Here is a 22,591-nt window from a genome sequence, read left to right as displayed (position 1 = left end):
TCCGGCTTTCGCCTTCGTGCCCGGTTAGACGTCTCCATACCTTCCCACCTCTCTCCGGCCAGCGAGGCATTACCCCCGCTTTCGGATATGGCGCCCCTCATCCGAGCGCCAGAGGGACTTCAACCCTCCGGAACAACGCGCTGCCCAGCGCACAATATGCCCTCTGCTGACTCCTGCACGGTGGTCAACGGCCCTTGCGAGCCGCTCAGTCCTCATTTCAGGACGCCGTGCAGGCCTCCCGAGGTAAGCGCAACCGCCTTCCCCACACACCTGCCAGATCTACCACCCCAGCCCTTGATGGCTATGGACTTCGCAATCAATTGCTTGCTCGTCCGGCCAGGTAGGCCTCGCATCTGGTTTCTGTTCGTCAGGTCATGGCTTTGCTACACGCTTCCTTCAGACCCCGCCTCACGACGACGCCCTTGCGTTTCGCTAGTCCTTCACCACCATCAGGTTGGACAGGGGACTCACACCCCCAAGCTGTTGCGCATGCTCGGCGCACAATAAAAAACCCATCGGAAACACGTCCCGATGGGCTCATTCGACCTTCAACAAATATTTTTAGGCGCTTAACCCAGCGCCACCAGGCAATGTTCGATATCCGCGCGCAAATCGGCCTCCTCTTCCAGACCGATATAGAACCTCACCAAGGTGCCGCGATACGGCCATTGTCCTTCCGTGCGCATCGAGGCGACGTCATAGGGCATCGCGAGGCTGTGCGCACCGCCCCAGCTCCAGCCGAGCGAAAACAACTCAAGCGATTCGCAGAACGTGTCGATTTGCGCCGCGCTGTAACGTGCGTCGAACACCACTGAGAACAGTCCGCCCGCCCCTGTAAAGTCGCGCTTGAAAAATTCATGCCCCGGACAGTCGGGCAACGCCGGGTGCAAGACCGCCGCGATTTCCGGGCGTGTCTTCAGCCAGGTGGCGAGGTTGAGCGCCGCGCGGTCGTGCTGTTCGAAGCGCAATCGCATGGTCGGCAAACTACGCAAAATCAGCGAACAGTCATCCGACGACACGCCGATACCCATCCGCATGCGCGCTGCCTTCAGCTTCAGATGCAACTCACGATCGACGGTGATCGTCGCACCCATCAGCACGTCGCCGCCGCCCGACTGATACTTGGTTAGCGCCTGCACCGAGATATCGACGCCGTGGTCAAACGGCCGGAAACCGAGTCCCGCCGACCAGGTATTGTCGATTGCCGTGACGACGTTGCGCGCGCGCGCCGCCGCGGTGATAGCCGGCACGTCGGGCACTTCCATCGTGACCGAACCGGGTGCTTCGAGCCAGATCAAACGCGTATTCGGCTGGATCAGATCCGCGATCCCCGCGCCGATCATCGGATCGTAGTAGCGTGCCGTAATTCCGAAATCGCGCGCCAGCCAGTCGCCATGGTCGCGATTCGGCGAGTAGACATTGTCGGGAATCAGCACGTCGTCGCCCGCCTTGACAAGGCCGAAGTACACGTTCGAAATCGACGACAGCCCCGACGGCTGCAACAACGCGTGATTGCCGCCTTCGATAGCGGCGAGCCGCTGTGCCAGCGCGAGCGAAGTCGGCGTGGCGTGCAGGCCATAGCGCCACTGCGCGTCGTTTTTCCAGTCGAGCGCGCGCATTGTCGCGAGATCGGGGAACACAACGGTCGACGCGCGCGTAACCGGCGTTGAGAAAGATTCGAAGCCCGGCGTGAGCTGATCTTCGGCACGCACGATGCGGGTCTGCAGGTCGCGTTTGAGTTTGGATTGGGTCATGGTGTAGAAAGGATTCAATCGCCGATTTGCAGGTTGCTAACCCCACCGACAGCGTGCCCACCGCTCGTCGCCGAAGCGGGCGCTGTTGCGCTGCCGGTGGACGACTGCGGCGTGGCCGCCTTTCCGGCACCCGCACCAGCCGCCGCTGAAGCAGCCGGCACGGCCTGCCCTGCTGCCAGTGGCTTCAGATCGAACGGTTGCGGGTCGGAATCGTCGACGTTCATCCGATCGCCCGCGACCGAACCGTCGGCGGCGAACTTGCCCACCCAGTTGCCCGTGATATGCGTGCCGTCGTTCGATTCTTCGACTTCGAGCGTGTCGCCGTCGCGGTCGCCCGCGATCAGGATCACCTCGCCGGTATCGGTGTACTGATACTCGCCGTGTACGCCGGCGGGGTCGTCGGTTTTCGCGCCGAGCCGCAGGACGATCTGACGCGCGCCGAGCATGCCGGCGTAGCGCGGAAACTTCGCGAATTCGGGGCTCGGCTTAAGCGGCAACTGAATCGGCGGAGGCGCCGCCAGTTCCTTGACCGCGTCGCTTTCCGCCCATGCCTGCACGGGCAGCACAGCCCCGGCGCCGACACACAGCAATGCGGCCGCGCTCACTACGCCCCGAAGGAAGTTCCCGTGGAGAACGGCCCAACCGCGCCGACGCGTCGCACCCTTCATCGCTTTCGATTCCTGCATCCGTTCTTTCCTTGTTACCCGATACTGCTCGATCGTGTTTGCTACCCGCTTAGTGTTCATTTACTGCTCATTGACTGCTCATTTATTGCCGGGCTTCGTTCGGTGGGGCAAGGCGACGCCTCGCGTTGCTTTGCCCGCCTCGACCTCAAATCCGTTCGAAGATCGCCGCGATGCCCTGGCCACCGCCGATACACATCGTCACCAGCGCATAACGCCCGCCGACGCGCTGCAATTCGTACAGCGCCTTGACGGTGATCAGTGCGCCGGTCGCGCCGATCGGGTGGCCGAGCGAGATACCCGAGCCGTTCGGATTGACCTTGGCCGGATCGAGGCCCAGTTCCTTGCTGACCGCGCACGCCTGAGCCGCAAACGCCTCGTTCGCTTCGATCACATCCAGATCGGCGACCGCCAGGCCCGCGCGCTCGAGCGCCTTGCGCGTTGCCGGCACCGGGCCGATGCCCATGTAGGCCGGGTCGACGCCTGCATGCGCGTACGAAACCAGCCGTGCCAGCGGCTTGATGCCGCGCTTTTCAGCGACGCTGCGCTCCATCAGCACGACCGCCGCGGCGGCGTCGTTGATGCCCGACGCGTTGCCGGCCGTCACCGTGCCGTTTTCCTTCGCGAACACCGGCTTCAACTTGGAGAAGTCTTCCGCCGTTGCGTTCATACGCGTGTGTTCATCCGTATCGAACACGACGTCACCCTTCTTCGACGGAATCGTGATCGGCAGGATCTGATCCTTGAAGTAGCCGCTCGTAATCGCATTGGCCGCGCGGCGATGCGATTCGAGTGCGAGCGCATCTTGTGTTTCGCGCGAGATTTCGTATTTGCGCGCGACGTTCTCGGCGGTCACGCCCATATGGATCGACTGGAACGGGTCGTTCAGCGCGCCGACCATCATGTCGACGAGGCGCGCATCGCCCATGCGCTGACCGAAGCGCGCAGCCGGCATGGAATACGGTGCGCGGCTCATGTTTTCCGCGCCGCCGCCGATCGCGATGTCGGCGTCGCCAAGCAGCACGCTTTGCGCGGCCGAGACGATCGCCTGCAAGCCCGAGCCGCACAGGCGGTTGACCGTCAACGCGGGCGCATGCTGCGCGACGCCGCCATTGATCGCCGCCACGCGGGCCAGATACATGTCTTTCGGTTCGGTATGCACGACATTGCCGAACACCACATGACCGACTTCGTCGCCCGACACGTTCGCGCGCGCCAGCGCTTCACGCACGACGCGTGCGCCGAGATCCGTCGGCGGAAAATCCTTCAGACTGCCGCCAAAACCGCCGATTGCCGTACGCACACCGCTTACCACCACTACGTCCCGTTGCATCGCTCGCTCCTCTCTTTAGTCTCAGGGTGATCTTGCCTTGCCGGTCTGCGGGGCACGCCTCGTGGCGCCTTGCCGTCAGCCGGCCAGGATGTGTTCGACCGCCTCCCGCGAAGGGATCGGCGCGACCGCGCCGTAACCTTGCGTGGACAGTGCCGCGGCGACGTTCGCATAACGCGCCGCCTGAAAAGGATCGTCACCCGCCACGATGCGCGCGATGAACGCGCCGCCGAAGCAGTCTCCCGCGCCGGTCGCATCGACTGCGTTGACGGCATGGCCCGGCACGACGCGCCGCTCGTCGGGCGTGGCGATGTACGAGCCGTCCTTGCCGAGCTTGAGCGCCACGACGCGCGGACCGTGCGACAGCAGGAAATCGACGATCTCGTCGCGGCCGGTCAAGCCGGTGAGTTCGGTCACGTCATCCCAGCTCGGCAGGCAAATGTCGGTTTGACGAATGGCTTCGAGCATCACCGCGCGTGCTCTTGCGAGTGGCCAAAGCTTCAGGCGCAGGTTGGTATCGAAGCTGACGCGCACGCCGTTGGCTCGCGCATGCTCGATCGCCGCTAGCGCTGCGTCGCAGGCGCTCAGGCTGATCGCGAGGCTGATGCCGGACAGATGGATGACTTTGGCCGCGGCGATCGCATCGAGCGGCAAATCGTGTGGCGCGTAGCGGCTCGCGGCCGATCCCGCGCGCAGATAGTCGAACGCGTGACCCGCGGGACCGTGCGAGACGAAATAGACGCCGGTGGATGCGTGCGGATCGACGCGCACGAGCGACGTGTCGACCTGCTCGCGTTCCCACAGGTCGATTAACAGATGCCCGAAATGGTCGCTGCCGACCGCCGACACGAAACCCGTCTTCGCGCCCTGCCGCGCTGCCGCGATACAGAAGTTCGACGTATCGCCGCCAAAGCCTTGCAGATAGTTCGGCTGATCTTTAGCGGACTGATTGAACTCGATCATCGCCTCGCCGAGAGCGAGAATCTCTGCGGGCCGGCTTGCCGGGGGCCGGCCGTCCGGCGTACTGGCCATGCTCGCCGTCATCGCTTAAACCTCGCCCCACAGGTCGTGGCCGTCGGCGCCGGTGATCTTCACCGAAACGAAATCGCCGACCTTGTAACGCTTCGACGCCTTGGTAGCCGGCGCGATATACACGACACCGTCGATCTCGGGCGCGTCCGCCGCCGTGCGGCCGATGCCGCCGTCGGCATTGATCTCGTCGACCAGCACTTTCAGCGTCTTGCCGACCTTCTTCGCGATCCGTTTGGCCGACACTTCTTCGGCGACTTGCATGAAACGCGCGCGGCGTTCTTCACGCACTTCGTCGGGCAATGCGCCGTCGAGTTCGTTGGCGTTCGCGCCTTCGACCGGCGAGTAAGCAAAGCAGCCAACCCGATCCAGCTCCGCCTCGCGGATGAAATCGAGCAGTGTCTGGAATTGCTCTTCGGTCTCACCCGGGAAGCCGGCGATGAACGTGCTGCGAATCGTCAGATCGGGGCAGATTTCACGCCAGGCCTTCACGCGCTCCATCACCTTCTCGGCGTTGGCCGGACGCTTCATGCGCTTCAACACTTCCGGATGTGCGTGCTGGAACGGCACGTCGAGATACGGCAACACGTGGCCCTTGAACGGACCTTCGGCCATCATCGGAATGACTTCATCGACGCTCGGATACGGATACACGTAGTGCAAACGCACCCATGCGCCGTATTGCGCCGCGAGTTCGCCGAGCGCGCCGACCAGATCGGTCATGCGTGTCTTGATCGGCTTGCCGTTCCAGAAACCGGTACGGTACTTGACGTCGACGCCATATGCACTCGTGTCCTGCGAAATCACCAGCAGCTCCTTCACGCCGGACTTGAACAGGTTTTCCGCTTCGAGCATCACTTCGGCAACCGGGCGCGACACGAGGTCGCCGCGCATGGACGGGATGATGCAGAACGTGCAGCGGTGGTTGCAGCCTTCGGAGATTTTGAGGTACGCGTAGTGGCGCGGCGTGAGCTTCACGCCGGCAGCCGGCACCAGATCGATGAACGGATCGTGCGGCTTCGGCAGATGGTTGTGCACCGCCTGCATCACTTCGCCAAGCGCGTGCGGGCCGGTGACGGCCAGCACCTTCGGATGTACCTCTTCGATCAGGTTCGAGCCGCTCGCGCTCTGCTTGGCGCCAAGACAGCCCGTGACGATCACCTTGCCGTTTTCGCTGAGCGCCTCACCGATTGCGTCGAGGCTTTCCTGCACGGCTTCGTCGATGAAACCGCAGGTGTTGACGACCACAAGGTCCGCGCCGTCGTAGGTGCCGGAGATCTCGTAGCCCTCGGCGCGCAACTGCGTGATGATCTGTTCGGAGTCGACGAGTGCTTTAGGACAGCCGAGGCTGACGAAACCGACTTTCGGAGTCGAAGGGGTCGGCACGGCGGGGGAAATGGTCTGCGACATAGGTGGGTCCGGCGTATAGCGGTGACGATGGCGACAAATGGGGACGGTGCGGCAAGGCTAAGGGGTCCGATGGTCATAAAGACCGAGCCCGGACAGCGTCCCGCGCACGCAACCCTTTATTGTACCGCGCCGCCGAGCGTGCAGCCGGTCAAGTGGCGAGCCATTGCCGGATCAAGCAGGCCGGGGGCCGCGCTTTGATTTGCCGGTATCAAGCCGTTGAATTCCTGGGCGCGCTCGATCACCTCGATAATTTCGCGCGAATCATGCAGGCGCCGGATGGCGGCATGCAGTTCGGCAGCCTCCGGCCAGGTCCGCTTGAGATAGCTGAGCCACATTTTGACGCGTCCATGCTCATGACGGGCCGCGACACGGGCTTGCAGCTTTCGCAGGTAGCCGGCGAGCTGGCCCAGCACGGCTGGCCATTCCTCGCCGGAAGGCGTCCGGTCCATCAGCCCGCGTATGCGCAAGGCGAGAAATGGATCCGACACGGCGCCCCGCCCGATCATCACGTCCGCGCAGCCGCTGACCGCCCGGCACCGCTCCCAGTCGGCCACCGTCCAGACTTCTCCGTTGGCAATGACCGGCACGTGCACGGCGGCGTCGATACGCGCGATCCACTCCCAGTGGGCCGGCGGCCGGTAGCCATGGTCGCGTGTCCTTGCATGCACCACGAGGGAGGCCGCGCCGCCTTCGGCCAGTGCCGTGGCGCAGTCGATCGCGAGCGACGTATCGGACACGCCGAGGCGCATTTTTGCTGTCACGGCGATACCGGCTGGCACCGCGGCGCGAACGGACGAAACGATCCGGTGCAACTGATCAGGGTGCGCCAGCAGCATCGCGCCGCCGCCGTGTCGATTGACGATTTTGGCGGGACAACCGAAGTTCAGATCGAGTCCATGGGGCGACAAACTGGCCGCCTGGGCCGCGTTCAGCGCCATCCATTCAGGATCGCTGCCGAGCAGTTGGATCACCATCGGCGTACCGCTGGGTGTACGGCCGCCGTGGAGGACTTCAGGCGTATCCCTTTCATAGACACGCTCGGGAAGCACCGAACCGGTGACCCTGACGAATTCGGACACGCAGCCGTCGAATCCGCCCGTGCTGGTCAGCACGTCGCGCAACACGTAATCCGCAAGCCCTTCCATGGGCGCAAGAAACAGCCGGCTCATGCGAGAACGGCGCCTAAGCTGCTTTTGCGAATCCGGCGGTCAGCCAAGGCTGACAAATCCGACCCTCGGAATCGAAGGCGTGGGCGCGGCGTGGGAAAGGATCTGGGACATATGTGGGGCGGGCATACAGCGGTGACGACGAGGCTAAATAGGGATGGTGCAACGTGGACTGAGAGGCAACAGGATCACGAGAACCACACCCCACACAGCGAACGCAACCCGCAATTGTACCGTGCCCGCGGCCATCCGCTCGTGCATGACGCATGACGCGTGGCGCGCGGGCCGCCGCGATCGCGCCCGGCGCCCTTTAGCACAATGTGGACAGCCGGCCGTCGCGTCCGTGAGGCGGACGCGCAAAGAAGCGCGCTTGTCGTCGAGTCGACGTCGGCGACGGCGCTACGCGCTTACTTCTTCTCCGGCTCCGGATTGCTTTGCGGATTAGCCGGCGCGACCGGCGCTCCAGCCGCATTCACCGGTCCACCTGGCGTGAACGGGAACGTGGCGAACATCGATTTCGCCTGGTTCTGCATCTGCTCCTGCATCTGCACGAACATGTTCTTCGACTGCTCGATATAGCTGGTCATCATGCCCTGCATCATCGGCGCCTGCATGTTCATGAACTGGGACCAGACTTCGGGGTTCATCGCCTTGCCTTCGTACAGATTCTTCGACTGATCGGCGAGCTTCGCCTGAATGTCGATGAAGGCCTGGATGTTCTTCTCCAGATACGTGCCCATCATGCCCTGCATCGCATGACCGTAGAAACGGATGATCTGCGACAACATCGACGACGAGAACATCGGCAAGCCGCCGCTCTCTTCTTCGAGAATGATCTGCAACAGGATGGCGCGCGTCAGGTCCTCGTTGCTCTTCGCATCGATGACCTTGAAATCCTCCTGATCCAGCACGAGCTGCTTAACATCCGTCAGCGTGATGTAGGTGCTCGTCTCAGTATCGTAGAGTCGACGATTCGGATACTTCTTGATCAATCGTTCGGCTGTTTTCTTTGTAGTAGTAGTCATGTAACGCCTTTGAGCGCAAGTTGAGCGCGGAAACGGCGTCATGCCGGCTGCGCAATCGGGTAATCGCACAGTCGAGACGCCGCCGGAACCATCTGAGCAGAAGCACGCCGCCTTGTGAGCAGCGCGCCGATGACTCAGCCCATATGCAAACCGCCATTCAGCGAAAAATCAGCACCCGTGGAGAAACCCGATTCGTCCGAGGCGAGCCATGCCACGATCGAGCCGATTTCGTCCGGCTGGCCGAGACGGCGCACCGGAATCGTCGCGACGATCTTTTCCAGCACGTCCGGGCGGATTGACTTGACCATATCCGTGCCGATGTAGCCCGGCGACACGGTGTTCACCGTCACGCCTTTAGTGGCCACTTCCTGCGCCAGCGACATCGTGAAGCCGTGAATGCCGGCCTTCGCGGTCGAGTAGTTGGTCTGGCCGAACTGCCCCTTCTGGCCGTTCACCGACGAAATGTTGATGACTCGCCCGAAGCCGCGTTCGACCATGCCGTCGATCACCTGCTTGGTGACGTTGAACAGACTGGTCAGGTTGGTGTCGATCACCGCCGTCCAGTCTTCATGCGTCATTTTGCGGAACACGACGTCGCGCGTAATACCGGCGTTGTTCACCAGCACGTCGATCTCGCCAACTTCGGCCTTGACCTTGTCGAACGCCTGCTTGGTCGATTCCCAATCGCCGACGTTGCCTTCGGACGCAATGAAATCATAGCCGAGCGCCTTCTGCTCTTCGAGCCACTTCACGCGGCGCGGCGAGTTCGGGCCACATCCTGCAACCACCTTGAAACCCTCTTTGTGCAGCCGTTGGCAAATGCTCGTGCCGATGCCGCCCATCCCGCCCGTTACGTACGCAATTCGCTGTGTCATACACTACACTCCGTTTTTCGTTTTCGAGGCGCCGACCGGCTGCCTCTTCCCTCGCCTGATGCTTCATCTCCACTGCCGCCGGGCGACCGGCCGACGAGGCCATTGCTCACCGCACGACACCTGCTGCGAGGTGCCGCGCGGCAATCCTGCTTACCGCCTGTTAAATCTTACCTACGAGCCCATTCGGGCCGCCCTGGGTTCCAGGCCCGAGGCCCGTTAAGCGCGCTCGAGCGCCAGCGCTACGCCCATGCCGCCGCCGATACACAGCGACGCCAGACCCTTCTTCGCATCGCGCTTCTGCATTTCGTGCAGCAGCGTGACGAGAATCCGGGCTCCGGACGCACCGATCGGATGGCCGATCGCGATCGCGCCGCCGTTCACGTTGATCTTCGACGTGTCCCAGCCCATTTGCTGATTCACGGCGCACGCCTGTGCGGCAAAGGCTTCGTTGATTTCCATCAGGTCCAGATCGGCCGGCGTCCAGCCAGCGCGTTCGAGACAACGGCGCGAGGCCGGCACCGGGCCCATGCCCATCACCTTCGGATCCAGACCCGAGGTGGCGTAAGCCTTGACGCGCGCGAGCGGCGTGAGACCCAGCGCTTCAGCCTTCTTCGCCGACATCACCAGCACTGCCGCCGCGCCGTCGTTCAGGCCCGACGCGTTGGCCGCCGTAACCGTGCCTTCCTTCGAGAAAGCCGGCTTCAGACCCGCCAGCGATTCAGCCGTCACGCCATGACGCACGAACTCGTCCGTTGCGAAACGCAGCGGCTCGCCCTTGCGTTGCGGAATTTCCACCGGCACGATTTCGTCGTTGAAACGACCCGACTTCTGCGCGGCTTCCGCCTTGTTCTGCGACAGCGCCGCGAACGCATCCTGCTGCTCGCGCGTAATGCCGTATTCCTTGGCGACGTTTTCCGCCGTCACGCCCATGTGGTACTGGTTGTAGACGTCCCACAGACCGTCGACGATCATCGAGTCGATCAGCTTCGCGTCGCCCATGCGGAAACCGTCGCGCGAGCCCGGCAGCACGTGCGGCGCGGCGCTCATGTTTTCCTGACCGCCGGCGATCACGATGTCCGCATCGCCCGCGATGATCGCGTTGGCCGCCAGCATCACGGACTTCAGACCCGAGCCGCACACCACGTTGATCGTCATGCCGGGCACGGCCGTGGGTAGACCCGCCTTGATCAGCGACTGACGCGCCGGGTTCTGACCCGAGCCTGCCGTCAGCACCTGCCCCAGGATGACTTCGCTGACCTGCTCAGGCTTCAGACCAGACCGTTCGAGCACGGCGCGAATCACTGTGGCGCCGAGTTCGGGCGCGGCGATCTTCGCCAGCGACCCACCGAATTTGCCTACTGCCGTACGGGCGGCCGATACGATCACAACATCAGTCATTTCCATGTCCTCCGGACATCGGCCAAATACGCCGTAGCCCGTCAAGTTAAAAAATCTTGTTGCTCATGCGCCCTTGCTGATCCGGACGCGCATTCATACCCGCCAAACACACCGCGCCTTGAAGCACGCTAAAGCCTACTCCCGTTGCCGCACATAACGCCCGGGCGCCGGCTCGATCACCGGGAATTCGGCGGAACCGGCGCAGGCGCGCGGCTTCACTTTCTTGCCGCCGAACTGATCGAGCCACGTGGTCCATTCGGGCCACCAGCTGCCAGGCACTTCGGTTGCCTGATCGAGCCATTCGTCCGTGCTTTCCGGCAACGCCTTGACGTCGCCTTCCAGTGTCCAGTAACTGCGTTTTTTCTTCGCCGGGGGATTGATCACCCCCGCGATATGACCCGACGCGCCGAGCACGAACTTCAGCGGCCCGGTAAGCAGCGGCGCCGACGCATAGGCGGTTTGCCAAGGCACGATATGGTCCTCGCGCGAACCGTAGATGAAAGTGGGCACGTCGATCTTCGAGAGGTCGACCGGCTCGCCGCAGGTGGTCAATGCACCCGGCTCGCGCAGACGATTCTCAAGATACGTGTTGCGCAGATACCAGACGTACATCGGGCCCGGCAAGCTGGTCGAATCGCTGTTCCAGTACAGCAGATCGAACGGCACCGGTGTGCGACCCTTGAGATAATTGTCTACAACGTAGTTCCACACCAGATCGTTCGGCCGCAGGAACGAAAAGGTGTTGGCGAATTCGATGCCGCGCATCAATCCCGGCGCGCTGCCGTTCTTGCCGCCAATGGTCTGCTCGCGCATCTGCACATGCGCCTCGTCGACGAACACGTCGAGCACGCCCGTGTCCGAGAAATCGAGCATTGCCGTGAGCAAGGTCATCGACGCGGCCGGATGCTGGCCGCGCGCTGCCGCCACCGCCAGCGCCGTGGCCAGCATCGTGCCGCCCACGCAGAAACCCAGTGTGTTGATCTGCTCGCGGCCGCTGATCTTGCTGACCGTCTCGATCGCTTTGAGGACGCCCTCGCCGATGTAGTCGTCCCACGTCTTGCCCGCGACCGATGCATCCGCGCTGCGCCACGAAATCAGGAACACCTGATGACCCGAATCGAGCCCGTGCGCGACCAGCGAGTTCTCCGGTTGCAGATCAAGAATGTAGAACTTGTTGATGCAAGGCGGCACGATCAGCAGCGGCCGCTCACGCACGGTAGCCGTGCGCGGCTTGTACTGGATCAACTGAATCAGGTCGTTCTCGAACACCACCGAGCCTTCGGTGGTCGCGAGATTTTCGCCGACCACGAAACGTGATTCGTCCGTCTGGGAAATCTTGCCGCGCTGCAAGTCGCCCAGCAGATTCATCACGCCCTGCCGCAAGCTCTCACCCTGGCTATCCAGCAAGGTCTTTTGCGCTTCCGGATTCAATGCGAAAAAGTTGCTGGGCGATGCCGCCGCGGTCCATTGCTGAACAGCGAAACGGATGCGCTCGCGCATCTTCGGTTCCGTTTCGAGCGCGTCGACCATTTCCTGCAGATAGCGTGCGTTCAACAGATACCACGCAGCGGTAAATGCGTAGGCCGGCGTCGCGCTCCACGCGTCCGAACTGAAGCGGCGATCTTTGAGTTCGGGGGCTTTCGCCGTGGAGGTGGCCGCCTGCTGGATCAACTCCATCGCCTCGCGCGAATAATCGGCTTGCAGCTTTTGCAGACGCTCCGAGGGAATCGCGGCGCCCGGAATATTGAGTCCGGCGAATGAAGGCAATGACGGCAGGGATCCCGCAGCCAGTTTGCTGAAGTCAGGCATGCCGGGGAACGACGGCATCTGCGGCAAGCCCATTTGCGGCATTGCGGGGATACCCATGGGCGGCATCTGAGGCATTTGCGGAATCGGGAAATGCGTGCCATTGCCGCCAGGCGGCGTGCCGAGCGAACGCCATGCGCTCATCCAGGCGTCGAATAACTGCTGCATGCCTGCGGCCGGTGTTGCACCGCTCGTACCGGCCTGCTGCGTGTGCTCCGTTGAGGAGTCCGTGCTGGGGGAAGCTGAGGAATGTGATGCTGCCATACCTGCTTTTGACCGGTAAGTCCTTGCGGACGGGTTGAGAGGCAGGTTCATGCGCACGTGGGCGATTGCTCGCGACCCTGTCACGCCCTGTCCCATGTACGAGGAACTGTGAGGAACATTCTTGCTCCCCATCGCAAGGCATGTCAATGCTTGTTCCCGATTTTGCCGCAGTGCGATAGTTTTTTAATTATCGTTTTCCCTGTGTAGCAGATCGCGCTTTTGAGACAAGGGTTCAATGGTGTAGACACAGGAGGAAAAAGCTCCCGTGTTGCACGAGTTTATGGCGTTTTATGTGTTCGCATGCGGACACTTTTGCCGCAGATCTACACACGTGTGACGAATTCCGGCAGCGCAGCAAAAAAGCGTGCCACGCCTCCGAACAAACCCTCATGCGCGTGCTCCAGGGCGACGTCACGCCCACCGTGGTGGGCGCCATCCCGGCTCGCTTAATCCGCGATCGTCTGCGCCTGATCGTCCAGCCAGATCAGCGCGGCCATGCGGCCGGTCTCGCGATCGCGGCGATAGGAATAGAAACGCTCACGTTGCGTGACCGTACACAGATCGCCGCCGACAATGCGCGTCACGCCGAGCCGCTGCAAGCGCAAGCGCGCCAGCGCAGCGAGATCGGCGAGATATTTGCCGGGGTTGTGCGGATGCGTAACGAATGCGTTTGCGGTGGCCTCGCGTTGTGCGCCGTCCACGCCATTCATGAAGGCGTCACGCACGTCTGCCCCTACCTCGAAAGCGTCCGGTCCGATCGCCGGGCCGAGATAGGCGTGCAACGACGAGGCCGCGACGCCAGCGAGATCGGCAACGCACTGCGCGGTCTGTTCGACAATGCCGGCTGCGAGGCCACGCCAGCCGGCATGGGCCGCACCGACCGCGCGTCCCGCTTCGTCGCACAACAGCACCGGCATGCAGTCGGCGACCATCACGACACACACGGTGCCGGGCCGATCGGTAACGCTGGCGTCCGCTCGTGTCGGCGTACCGCTTGCGCGAGACTGCGCGAGCGCATCTTCAGCACGCACTATGCCGGCGCCGTGAATCTGCTCGAGCCAGGCGGTCTCGCCTACACCTGCCAGACTTAATAGCCGGGCACGATTGGTTGCGACCGCGACAGGATCGTCACCGGCTTTCATCCCCAGATTCAGACCGCCGGGCTGGTCCATGCCGTCCTGCCAGCGGCCGAACGGCGGCTCGCTCACGCCGCCGTTGCGCGTGGTGACGAGCGCGCGCACCCGCGGTGACACGTTCCATGCCGGTTGCACAACATCGGCAAAGCTCAGCTCGGGCAAGCTCATGCGTGACCGTCCTCGTCGTGTTCGTCGTCGCCTTCGTCCTGATCGTCGTGATCGCCGCCGCCGTGTGTTTCGTCTTCGTCAGCGTAGTCGTCCGCGGAGGCGTCGTAGTCGTCTTCCTCATAGTACGTCTCGTCGAACTCGCCCGCATCGTCACGCCCGAGACCGAGCGCCGCCGAGAGCACCTGCATGTCTTCCGGTGCATTGGCGCGCCACTGCATGGTGCGGCCGGTTTGCGGATGGATCAGGCCGAGGCGCCATGCATGCAGCGCCTGACGCGCGAAACCGTCCGGCAACGGCGTCACCGAGCGCTTGCCGCGCGCGCGCCCATAGATCGGATCGCCGAGCAGCGGATGGCCGATATGCGCGCAATGCACGCGAATCTGATGGGTGCGGCCAGTCTCCAGATCGCAATGAATCGCGGTGACCGGCTGACGCTGCCAGATCGCCGTGTCCACGCGACGAAAATGCGTGCGCGCCGCCTTGCCCGACGCGCTCGTCACTACCGCCATGCGGGTGCGTTCGCGCGGATCGCGGCCGATCGGCGCGTCGATCGTGCCTTCTTCAGGCATGTTGCCCCACACCAGCGCGAGATAACGGCGCTTCACCGTGCGCGCCTGGAGCTGGCGCACCAGATCGGTCTGCGCCTCGAGCGTGCGCGCCACCACCATCAGACCGGACGTTTCCTTGTCGAGCCGATGGACGATACCGGCACGCGGCAGGCCCGCGGCGGCGTCGCCATAGCGGTAAAGCAGGCCGTTCAGGACCGTGCCGCTCCAGTTGCCGGCCGCCGGATGCACGACCATGCCGGCCGGCTTGTTGATGACCACCAGCGTGTCGTCCTCGTAGACGATCTCAAGCGGCACCGGCTCGGGCGTGAACGCGAGTTGTTCCGGCAGCAGATCGGGCACGAGCTCGATCGTCGCGCCAAGCGGCACCGGCTGACGGATTTTTGCCGGCTTGCCGTCGATGCGCACGCGCTCCGACTCGATCCAGCTTTGCAGCCGGTTACGTGAAAACTCCGGAAAGACACGGGCGAGCACCTTGTCGAGGCGTTCGCCGGCCATTTCGTCGGGCACGACGACGTGGCGCGGCGTCTCGTCCGCCACCCGGCTCGCCACCGTCGGCACCGTGCTTTGCGGGCCGGAGAGAGCAAGCGCGTCGCTGCCGAGATCGTCGTCGAGTGAATCGACGCTCAACGCGTCGGAGGGGTCAGCGCTTACGCTATAATCTTTGTTGCTATTCCCGGCGCCGTGTGCGGCACCTGGAGTATTTGAGCGGGTCATTGAGTCTGGGTCACCTGGACGTAAAGCTAGACTGGAAAATGCGAGCCTTGAACACCATCACTAAAGCGGCGATCAATTTGGCGGCCATCAAGAAGGCGGCCCGGAAAGTGGCCGGATACATTGCATGTGCCGCAGCCGTCGCCGTTGTTGCGGCTTGTCACGGCCTGCCGGAAAAGACCGACGAGACGGCTACGTGGAACAACAACAAATTATATACGGAGGCGAACGACGCTCTGTCCGGTGGTGATTTCGGCAAGTGCGCCAAGTATTTCGAGATGCTCGAAGGCCGCGACCCGTTCGGTCACTTTGCCCAGCAGGCGCAGATCAACGTCGCGTATTGCAACTGGAAAGATAACGAAAACGCCGCCGCCGACCAGGCGATCGACCGCTTCATCCAGCTGCATCCGGATCACCCGGACATCGCCTACGCGTACTACCTGAAGGGCATGATCCACTTCAACGACGACCTCGGTCTGTTCGGCCGATTCTCCGGCCAGGACATGAGCGAGCGCGATCCGAAGTCGCTGCGCGAGTCGTATGACGCGTTCAAAGTCGTGGTCGACAGGTACCCGAACAGCAAGTATGCGCCGGACGCCGCGCAACGCATGCGCTATATCGTGAATGCGCTGGCGTCGCACGAAGTCCACGCGGCGGATTACTACTATCGCCGTGGCGCCTACGTCGCCGCGATCAACCGCGCGCAACTGGCGTTGAAGGAATACAAGAACGCGCCGGCTATCGAAGACGCACTGCACATCATGATGCTGTCGTACGAGAAGCTGAATCAGCCGCAACTGGCCGACGACACGAAGCGCATTCTGGCAGGCACCTTTCCCGACAGCCCGTACATCACCGGCCATGCAAGGCCGGGTAAGGAAAAGTCCTGGTGGCAGTTCTAAGCCTCGACCAGACGCTTTAACCTGAAGCTTCAAACAGAAACGCCACGACTTCGGTCGTGGCGTTTCTGTTTGTGGAGCGCCGTCAGCCCATGCACCACAGGCTCGCATCAGGCGCCCTTAGTCCCGCTCGAACAACGCAATCGACTCCACGTGCGAAGTGTGCGGGAACATGTTCACCACGCCCGCCCCCACCAGCCGGTAGCCGGCTTCATGCACTAGCACGCCCGAATCGCGTGCGAGCGTCGCCGGATTGCACGACACGTAGACAATACGCCTGGGTAGCGGCCCATTGCCGCTCTGTGCGATCTCCGAAAGCGCCTTGGCGACCGCCAGCGCGCCTTCGCGCGGCGGGTCGACGAGGAATTTGTCGAAATGGCCGAGCGCGCGCATGTCGTCGGCGGTGACTTCGAACAGGTTGCGGCAGGCAAACGACGTGTGGCCCGCCACACCGTTCACCTCGGCATTGGCCAGCGCGCGCGAAGTCAGCACGTCACTACCCTCGATCCCCACCACTTCCTTCGAAATCCGGGCGAGCGGCAGCGTGAAATTGCCGATCCCGCAAAACAGATCGAGCACGCGGTCGGTGCTGGCCGGCGCCAGCAAACGCAGCGCGCGGCTCACCAGCACGCGATTGATTGCGTGATTCACCTGGGTGAAATCGGTCGGCTTGAACGGCATCCGGATGTTGAATTCCGGCAGCGTGTAGTCGAGTTGCACGTCGAGCGGATAGAACGGCGAAACCGTCTCAGGACCGCCCGGCTGCAACCACCATTGGATCTTGTGTTCGTCGGCGAAATCGCGCAGCACCTGTTCGTCGGCGGCGGTGAGCGGCGCGAGATTGCGCAGCACCAGCGCGGTGACCGACGAGCCGACCGCGAGTTCGATCTGCGGCATACGATCGTAAATCGACAGCTTGCGGATCATGAAGCGCAGCGGCATCAGCATCGCCGAAATGTGCGGCGGCAGCACCTCGCAGGTCTTCATATCGGCGATTTGGCTGCTCTTCTTCTCGTAGAAGCCGATCCGCATGCCACCCTTTTCCGGCAGATAGCGCACAGCCAGACGCGCGCGATAGCGGTAGCCCCACGCCGGTCCGTGAATCGGCCGGAATATCGTCTCCGGGCGCAGCTTCGCCAGATGCTGGAAATCGTCTTCGAGCACACGCTGCTTGACCGAGATCTGGGCGCGGATGTCGAGATGCTGCATCGAACAGCCGCCGCAGATATCGAAGTAGCTGCATTTCGGTTTGGTGCGAAGCACGCTTTCGCGGAACACCTGGACAACCTCGGCCTGCTCGAATTTCGACTTGCTGCGATGCGTCGAGTAGCTGACACGCTCGCCGGGCAACGCGCCTTCGACAAAAACCACCTTGCCGGGCGTGCCGTCTTCGCTCTCGATGCGGCCTACGCCGCGCGCTTCCATATCGAGCGAAACGATTTCGATGATCGGCTCATTGCCGGTGATGACGCGCGCTTTGACCGGAGCGGGCGCCTTCTGGCGCTTAGGCGAGCGGCGTTGGGGGGCAGTTCGGGACACCTGCGACTTCCTGACAAACTTGGGGAAAGGCGAGATTGTAGACGAAGCCTCGTCGTTGCCAATGATTTGGAGCGGCTGCGGCCGCTAGCGCCTGCTCACCCGCCCCATAATCGATTCGCGTGCCGCGAATCCCTTCGCCATCAGATTATTGCGGTCTATTGATCGAACGCGGCCAGATACTCAGCCCATTGTGGCGCCGCTTCCAGCGCTAATGCATTCTTGACCAGGTTGATCTCGTCAGCATACTCCTCGGCCGAGAACGCGCCGCGGATCAGCTGGAAGCGGCAATACAGCAGGTACGTATTGACGACGTCGGTCTCGCAATAATTGCGGATTTCCTCAATGCGCCCTTCCTGGTACGCGTGCCACACCTGGCTGCCGTCCATGCCCATCTTGCCGGGGAACCCGCACATCTTCGCGAGCGCGTCGAGCGGCGCGTTGGCGCGCGCCTGATACATCGCCAGCACGTCCATCAGATCGGTGTGACGCGCGTGATAGCGGCTGATATAGTTGTTCCACTTGAACTCGCGGTCGTCCTCGCCGAGGTCCCAGAAACGGGACGCCGGAATACCGTTGACCAGCGCGCGGTAGTTCAGCACCGGCAAGTCGAACCCGCCGCCGTTCCATGACACGAGCTGCGGCGTGTACTTCTCGATCACGCGATAAAACGACTGCACGAGCGCCGCCTCGCCGTCTTCCAGCGTGCCGAGCGAGCGCACACGGAAACCGTTGTTGTCGCGGAACACGCAGGAAATCGCCGCGATGCGCTGCAGGTGGTGCGGCAGGAAATCGCTACCGGTCTTTTCCCGGCGCGCCGCAAAAGCGTGCTCGGCGACTTCGGCGTCGCTCAGCGTAGCGGGCAAATCTTCGAGGCGGCGAATGCCGGCGACATCGGGAATCGTCTCGATGTCGAAAACAAGAATCGGTGTCATCAGCTTATAGAACGGCGTCCTTGCGAACACCGTTGGAGGCAAAGAAGCGCTTTAACCGCACCAGCGCTTCCTGTTGGATCTGGCGGACACGCTCGCGCGTGAGGCCCATTTCGTCGGCCAGCTCTTCGAGCGTGGCGGGCTCGATATGATTCAGCCCGAAGCGGCGCTCGATCACGTGGCGATGCTTGTCGGACAGCCGCGCGAGCCAGGCACGTGTAAGCGTTTCCAGTTCACGATGCTGCACTTCGGCATCCGGCGACTGGCTTTGATCGTCGGACAGCAGATCGAGCAGGCTGCTCGCCGGGTCAAGATCGAGCGGCGCGTCGAGCGATGCGGTGTGTTCGTTCAGCGCGAGAATGTCGGTGACTTCGTCGGTGGTCTTGCCGGTCAGATACGCGATGTCGTCGATGCTGGCGTCGCGGCGCTCGGCGGCTTCCCCGGAATTCATCGAATTCTTTTCCAGATGGCGCTTCGCGCGCAGCACCTGATTGAGCTCACGGATCACGTGCACCGGCAAACGCACCGTGCGCGCCTGGTTCATGATCGCGCGTTCGATGCTCTGGCGAATCCACCAGGTGGCATACGTCGAGAAACGGAAGCCGCGTGTGGGATCGAATTTCTCGATGGCGTGCATCAGGCCGAGGTTGCCCTCTTCGATCAGATCGAGCAGCGGCACGCCGCGGTTCAGGTAACCCTTCGCGATGCTGACGACAAGCCGCAAATTGCGCTCGATCATCACTTGCCGCGCGTCGAACTCGCCGGCCTTCGCCAGACGCGAATACTTCTGCTCTTCCTCGACGGTCAGAAGCGGCTTGACGCTGATGCGGTTCAGGTAATGCTGAATCGTGTCGGCCGTCAGCTCGGCTTGCAGCAGCGCACGGAAATCGTCTACGTCGGGCGGCGCTTCGCTCGCGCTTTCGCGACCCTCGCCGACTTCTTCCGCGCCCTGGCGTTCGTCGAGATCGCGCTCCTCCACGATCTCTTCTTCCGCATCCGAAGCGCCGCTATCCTCCACCGAAGCGGACGTGACGCGGCTAATCGTCTCAGACTCGGCTTGCGGCAGGCGGCGCTTCGATTTCGGCATGGTCGTATCGCTTATTGCGGCGGCAAATACTTCAGTGGGTCGACAGGTTTACCCTGCCGGCGAACTTCGAAATGCAACATCACGCGGTCGGAATCGCTATTGCCCATCTCGGCGATCTTCTGCCCTTTGGTCACCGCATCCCCTTCTTTTACCATCAAAGCGCGGTTGTGTGCATACGCCGTGAGATAAGTTGCATCATGCTTGATGATAATGAGATTACCGTAACCACGCAGCCCATTTCCAGCGTAAACCACGCGTCCATCCGCCGAAGCCTTGACCGGATCGCCAGCCGCGCCGCCGATATTAATACCCTTGTTGGTCGAATCGTTGAACGTGCCGAGCAGCGCCCCCCGCACCGGCCATGCAAACACAATGTTGCCGGAGGCGCCGGCACTCGAGTCGCTCGCGGCACCCGGATTGGCCGGTGGCGTCAGCGACGCGTTGTTCGCACCCGAACCATAGATCGGCGACGCCGCGACACCCGCTGCGGCACCGGCCGATGACGGCGTGCTGCCAAGCGGCGCGCTCTGCACTGCGCCACCGCCGCCGATCGGTGCCGTCGACACGCCCGGCGTCAGGGCAGCAGTGTTCGCGCCAGGCGGCACGACGCGCAGCAACTGATCGACTTCAATCTGATTCGGATTGGTGAGATTGTTCCACGTCGAAATGTCGCGGTAGTTCTGGCCGTTCTCCAACGCGATCCGGTACAGCGTATCGCCCGGCTTCACGCGATAGTAGCCCGGCGGCGGCGGTCCGAGCGGCACGGCCGGCTGCTGCGCGGCTTGCGTGCCGAGCGCGCCACTGCCGGAGCGGTCGACGACCGGCGCCTGATCGAGGCGGGTCGCACAAGCCGACATCAACAGGGACAAGGCGAGCACGCACACGCTACGCTGGGTTACGGTCATGGGCATATTCAGTCTGGTTCTTTGCATCGCGCGCAACATACTCATCGGTGTCAAATCACTCCGGATTTTAAGGGTACAAAGAAAACGCGATCAAGCCGCGACTCGCGCCACTGCGCGGGCCCGAGGCGCTCGACCAGGGTCAGCACCTGGTTCTGGCCTTCCTGCGAGCCGACCGGCGCGACCAGACGGCCGCCGATCGCGAGTTGTTCAAGTAATGCTTGCGGTACGTCGAGCCCGGCCGCGGCGATCACGATCGCATCGAACGGCGCCGCCGACGGCAGCCCCAGGCGGCCATCGCCATAGTGCAACCGGATGTTCGGAATGCGCAGCGGACGCAAGTTTGTCTTCGCGCGTTCGGACAGCGGCTTGATGCGTTCGATCGAATAAACATCCCGCGCCACCTGGCTCAGTACCGCAGCCTGATAGCCGCAACCGGTGCCGATTTCGAGCACGTTGTTCAACGCGCGGCCGGCTGCCGCCAGTTCGATCATCCGCGCGACCACCGAAGGCTTGGAAATCGTCTGGTGATGACCGATCGGCAGCGCGGCATCTTCATAGGCCTGAGCCGCGAGGCCCGGGTCGACGAACATGTGGCGCGGCACCACCGACATCGCGTTCAACACGCGCTGATCGGTCACACCGTTCGCACGCAGGCGTTCGACCATCCGTTCGCGAACCCGTTCCGAAGTCAGCGCCAAAGCACCGTTCAACGCGACGTTCGGCACAGAAGTCCGCTCGTTGAGTTTGGCGGCGGGTTTGTTTAGCGGCGCAAGTTTTGGCGCGGCGCGCACTGCCGCACCTTGCGCGATGGCAGTTGCGCGGGGTTTGGCTTGCGGCTTTGTGTGCGAAGTCGCCTGAGCTTGAGTCTGTGCCCTCGCCGGCGACTTCGCTGGGGTCTTCCCCGCGGAACCAGGCGGCGAATTCTTTGCCGGTTGCTGGCGCGCGTTCAGCGCCGCGCTCGCGGCGAGTGCTGCCGCGCGCACGTCGCCCGGACGCCCTTCTGTTCGGCGCGGTTCGCGCACCAGGTCTTCGAGGCCGAGCGGAAAGCGCTTTGCGCGCTCGCTGGTCATGAAGCGCGGCTGCCGGCACGCGCCCAGTCGCGCGCTGCGGGCAGCATTTGCGTGTGGGTCAGGTCGAGCTGCAGCGGCGTGATCGACACCTGGCCGTTGGCGACAGCGTGGAAATCGGTGCCTTCGCTCGCATCGCGCGCGCTCCCCGACGGGCCGATCCAGTAGATCGGTTCGCCGCGCGGGTTGGTCTGGCGGATCACCGGCTGCGACGGATGCCGCTTGCCGAGACGCGTGATATGCCAGCCGCCGAGTTGCTCATACGGCAGGTTCGGAATATTGACGTTCAGGAGCGGATGCCCCGGCAACGGTTGCGCGAGGTAATGCGCGACGATCTCGGCGGCCACACGCGCGGCATCTTCGAGATGCACCCAGTCTTTGTCGACCAGCGAGAAGGCGATGGCCGGCACACCGAACATGATGCCTTCGGTGGCGGCGGCGACGGTGCCCGAATAGAGCGTGTCCTCACCCATGTTCTGGCCGTTGTTGATGCCGGAGACGACGAGGTCGGGCGTGTGGTCCAGCATACCGGTCAGTGCGATGTGCACCGAATCGGTTGGCGTGCCGTTGACGTAGTAAAAACCGTTCGCCGAACGCAGGACCGAAAGCGGACGCGACAGCGTCAAGGAATTGGACGCGCCGCTGCAGTTCTGCTCGGGCGCCATCACGGTGACGTCCGCGATCGGCTTGAGCGCTTCGTAAAGCGCGGCAAGGCCGGGCGCCAGATAGCCGTCGTCATTGCTGATTAGGATTCGCATGCGGCGATTGTAACCGAGGAAAGAAGGCACGCGAACGACACAGCAGGCGGTGCGCGCATCACATGCAAAGCGCACGCGCCGGG

The 22,591-nt window shown here is 63.0% G+C and carries 19 protein-coding genes; 1 reads left to right on the top strand and 18 read right to left on the bottom strand.

What is annotated here, in order from left to right; translation table 11 throughout:
• Positions 1 to 569 precede the first annotated feature (569 nt).
• The 12 genes from B0G76_RS09780 to B0G76_RS09725 form a co-directional block, all read right to left on the bottom strand.
• Positions 570 to 1,754 carry a cystathionine beta-lyase gene (locus tag B0G76_RS09780; RefSeq protein WP_120291679.1) on the bottom strand — a complete coding sequence of 395 codons (1,185 nt, stop codon included), beginning with the start codon at positions 1,752 to 1,754 and terminating at the stop codon, positions 570 to 572.
• A gap of 14 nt (positions 1,755 to 1,768) precedes the next feature.
• Complete coding sequence (locus B0G76_RS09775; RefSeq protein ID WP_183082197.1) at positions 1,769 to 2,440, bottom strand: hypothetical protein; 672 nt, start codon at positions 2,438 to 2,440, stop codon at positions 1,769 to 1,771.
• 145 nt (positions 2,441 to 2,585) lie between these two features.
• Complete coding sequence (bktB, locus tag B0G76_RS09770; RefSeq protein WP_120291677.1) at positions 2,586 to 3,770, bottom strand: beta-ketothiolase BktB; 1,185 nt, start codon at positions 3,768 to 3,770, stop codon at positions 2,586 to 2,588.
• 75 nt (positions 3,771 to 3,845) lie between these two features.
• Positions 3,846 to 4,811: a sugar kinase gene (locus B0G76_RS09765; RefSeq protein WP_120291675.1), complete on the bottom strand. Its 966-nt coding sequence runs from the start codon at positions 4,809 to 4,811 to the stop codon at positions 3,846 to 3,848.
• Positions 4,812 to 4,814: 3 nt separating this feature from the next.
• Positions 4,815 to 6,206, bottom strand: a complete 1,392-nt coding sequence (rimO, locus tag B0G76_RS09760; protein WP_120291673.1) for a 30S ribosomal protein S12 methylthiotransferase RimO — start codon at positions 6,204 to 6,206, stop codon at positions 4,815 to 4,817.
• A gap of 116 nt (positions 6,207 to 6,322) precedes the next feature.
• Entirely contained in the window at positions 6,323 to 7,375 is a 1,053-nt protein-coding gene (locus B0G76_RS09755) for a tRNA-dihydrouridine synthase (RefSeq protein ID WP_120291671.1), read from the bottom strand.
• A 404-nt stretch (positions 7,376 to 7,779) separates the two neighbouring features.
• Positions 7,780 to 8,397 (bottom strand): polyhydroxyalkanoate synthesis repressor PhaR, encoded by a 618-nt coding sequence (phaR, locus tag B0G76_RS09750; protein WP_120291669.1) that lies wholly within the window; start codon positions 8,395 to 8,397, stop codon positions 7,780 to 7,782.
• Between the two features lie 134 nt (positions 8,398 to 8,531).
• Positions 8,532 to 9,272 (bottom strand): 3-ketoacyl-ACP reductase, encoded by a 741-nt coding sequence (locus tag B0G76_RS09745; protein ID WP_120291667.1) that lies wholly within the window; start codon positions 9,270 to 9,272, stop codon positions 8,532 to 8,534.
• 216 nt (positions 9,273 to 9,488) lie between these two features.
• Entirely contained in the window at positions 9,489 to 10,670 is a 1,182-nt protein-coding gene (locus B0G76_RS09740) for an acetyl-CoA C-acetyltransferase (protein ID WP_120296278.1), read from the bottom strand.
• Positions 10,671 to 10,805: 135 nt separating this feature from the next.
• Positions 10,806 to 12,644 carry a class I poly(R)-hydroxyalkanoic acid synthase gene (gene phaC, locus B0G76_RS09735; protein ID WP_120291665.1) on the bottom strand — a complete coding sequence of 613 codons (1,839 nt, stop codon included), beginning with the start codon at positions 12,642 to 12,644 and terminating at the stop codon, positions 10,806 to 10,808.
• Between the two features lie 542 nt (positions 12,645 to 13,186).
• A complete protein-coding gene (gene pgeF, locus B0G76_RS09730) occupies positions 13,187 to 14,044 on the bottom strand; it encodes a peptidoglycan editing factor PgeF (RefSeq protein WP_120291663.1) in 858 nt (285 codons plus the stop codon).
• On the bottom strand, positions 14,041 to 15,327 hold the full coding sequence (locus B0G76_RS09725; protein ID WP_120291661.1) for an RluA family pseudouridine synthase: 1,287 nt from the start codon (positions 15,325 to 15,327) through the stop codon (positions 14,041 to 14,043). The genes pgeF and B0G76_RS09725 overlap by 4 nt, the downstream gene beginning before the upstream one ends.
• Before the next feature lie 38 nt (positions 15,328 to 15,365).
• Here B0G76_RS09725 and B0G76_RS09720 point away from each other — a divergent pair, with 38 nt between their 5' ends.
• Complete coding sequence (locus tag B0G76_RS09720) at positions 15,366 to 16,226, top strand: outer membrane protein assembly factor BamD (RefSeq protein ID WP_120291659.1); 861 nt, start codon at positions 15,366 to 15,368, stop codon at positions 16,224 to 16,226.
• 117 nt (positions 16,227 to 16,343) lie between these two features.
• On the opposite strand, the gene rlmD is transcribed toward B0G76_RS09720, so the two are convergent.
• The 6 genes from rlmD to surE all read right to left on the bottom strand — a co-directional run bounded on the left by rlmD (position 16,344) and on the right by surE (position 22,508).
• Positions 16,344 to 17,762, bottom strand: coding sequence for a 23S rRNA (uracil(1939)-C(5))-methyltransferase RlmD (gene rlmD, locus B0G76_RS09715; protein WP_120291657.1), 1,419 nt, complete (start codon positions 17,760 to 17,762; stop codon positions 16,344 to 16,346).
• Between the two features lie 155 nt (positions 17,763 to 17,917).
• Entirely contained in the window at positions 17,918 to 18,694 is a 777-nt protein-coding gene (locus B0G76_RS09710; RefSeq protein ID WP_120296277.1) for a 3'-5' exonuclease, read from the bottom strand.
• Between the two features lie 4 nt (positions 18,695 to 18,698).
• Positions 18,699 to 19,778, bottom strand: coding sequence for an RNA polymerase sigma factor RpoS (gene rpoS / locus B0G76_RS09705; protein WP_120291655.1), 1,080 nt, complete (start codon positions 19,776 to 19,778; stop codon positions 18,699 to 18,701).
• Between the two features lie 11 nt (positions 19,779 to 19,789).
• Positions 19,790 to 20,728: a peptidoglycan DD-metalloendopeptidase family protein gene (locus B0G76_RS09700; RefSeq protein WP_120291653.1), complete on the bottom strand. Its 939-nt coding sequence runs from the start codon at positions 20,726 to 20,728 to the stop codon at positions 19,790 to 19,792.
• A gap of 5 nt (positions 20,729 to 20,733) precedes the next feature.
• Complete coding sequence (locus B0G76_RS09695; RefSeq protein ID WP_120291651.1) at positions 20,734 to 21,753, bottom strand: protein-L-isoaspartate(D-aspartate) O-methyltransferase; 1,020 nt, start codon at positions 21,751 to 21,753, stop codon at positions 20,734 to 20,736.
• Complete coding sequence (gene surE / locus B0G76_RS09690) at positions 21,750 to 22,508, bottom strand: 5'/3'-nucleotidase SurE (RefSeq protein WP_120291649.1); 759 nt, start codon at positions 22,506 to 22,508, stop codon at positions 21,750 to 21,752. The genes B0G76_RS09695 and surE overlap by 4 nt, the downstream gene beginning before the upstream one ends.
• Between the last annotated feature and the right edge of the window lie 83 nt (positions 22,509 to 22,591).

The organism is Paraburkholderia sp. BL23I1N1, assembly GCF_003610295.1.
In the GTDB taxonomy this organism is placed as follows: Bacteria; Pseudomonadota; Gammaproteobacteria; order Burkholderiales; family Burkholderiaceae; genus Paraburkholderia.
This window is presented reverse-complemented; position numbering and strand designations above follow the sequence as displayed.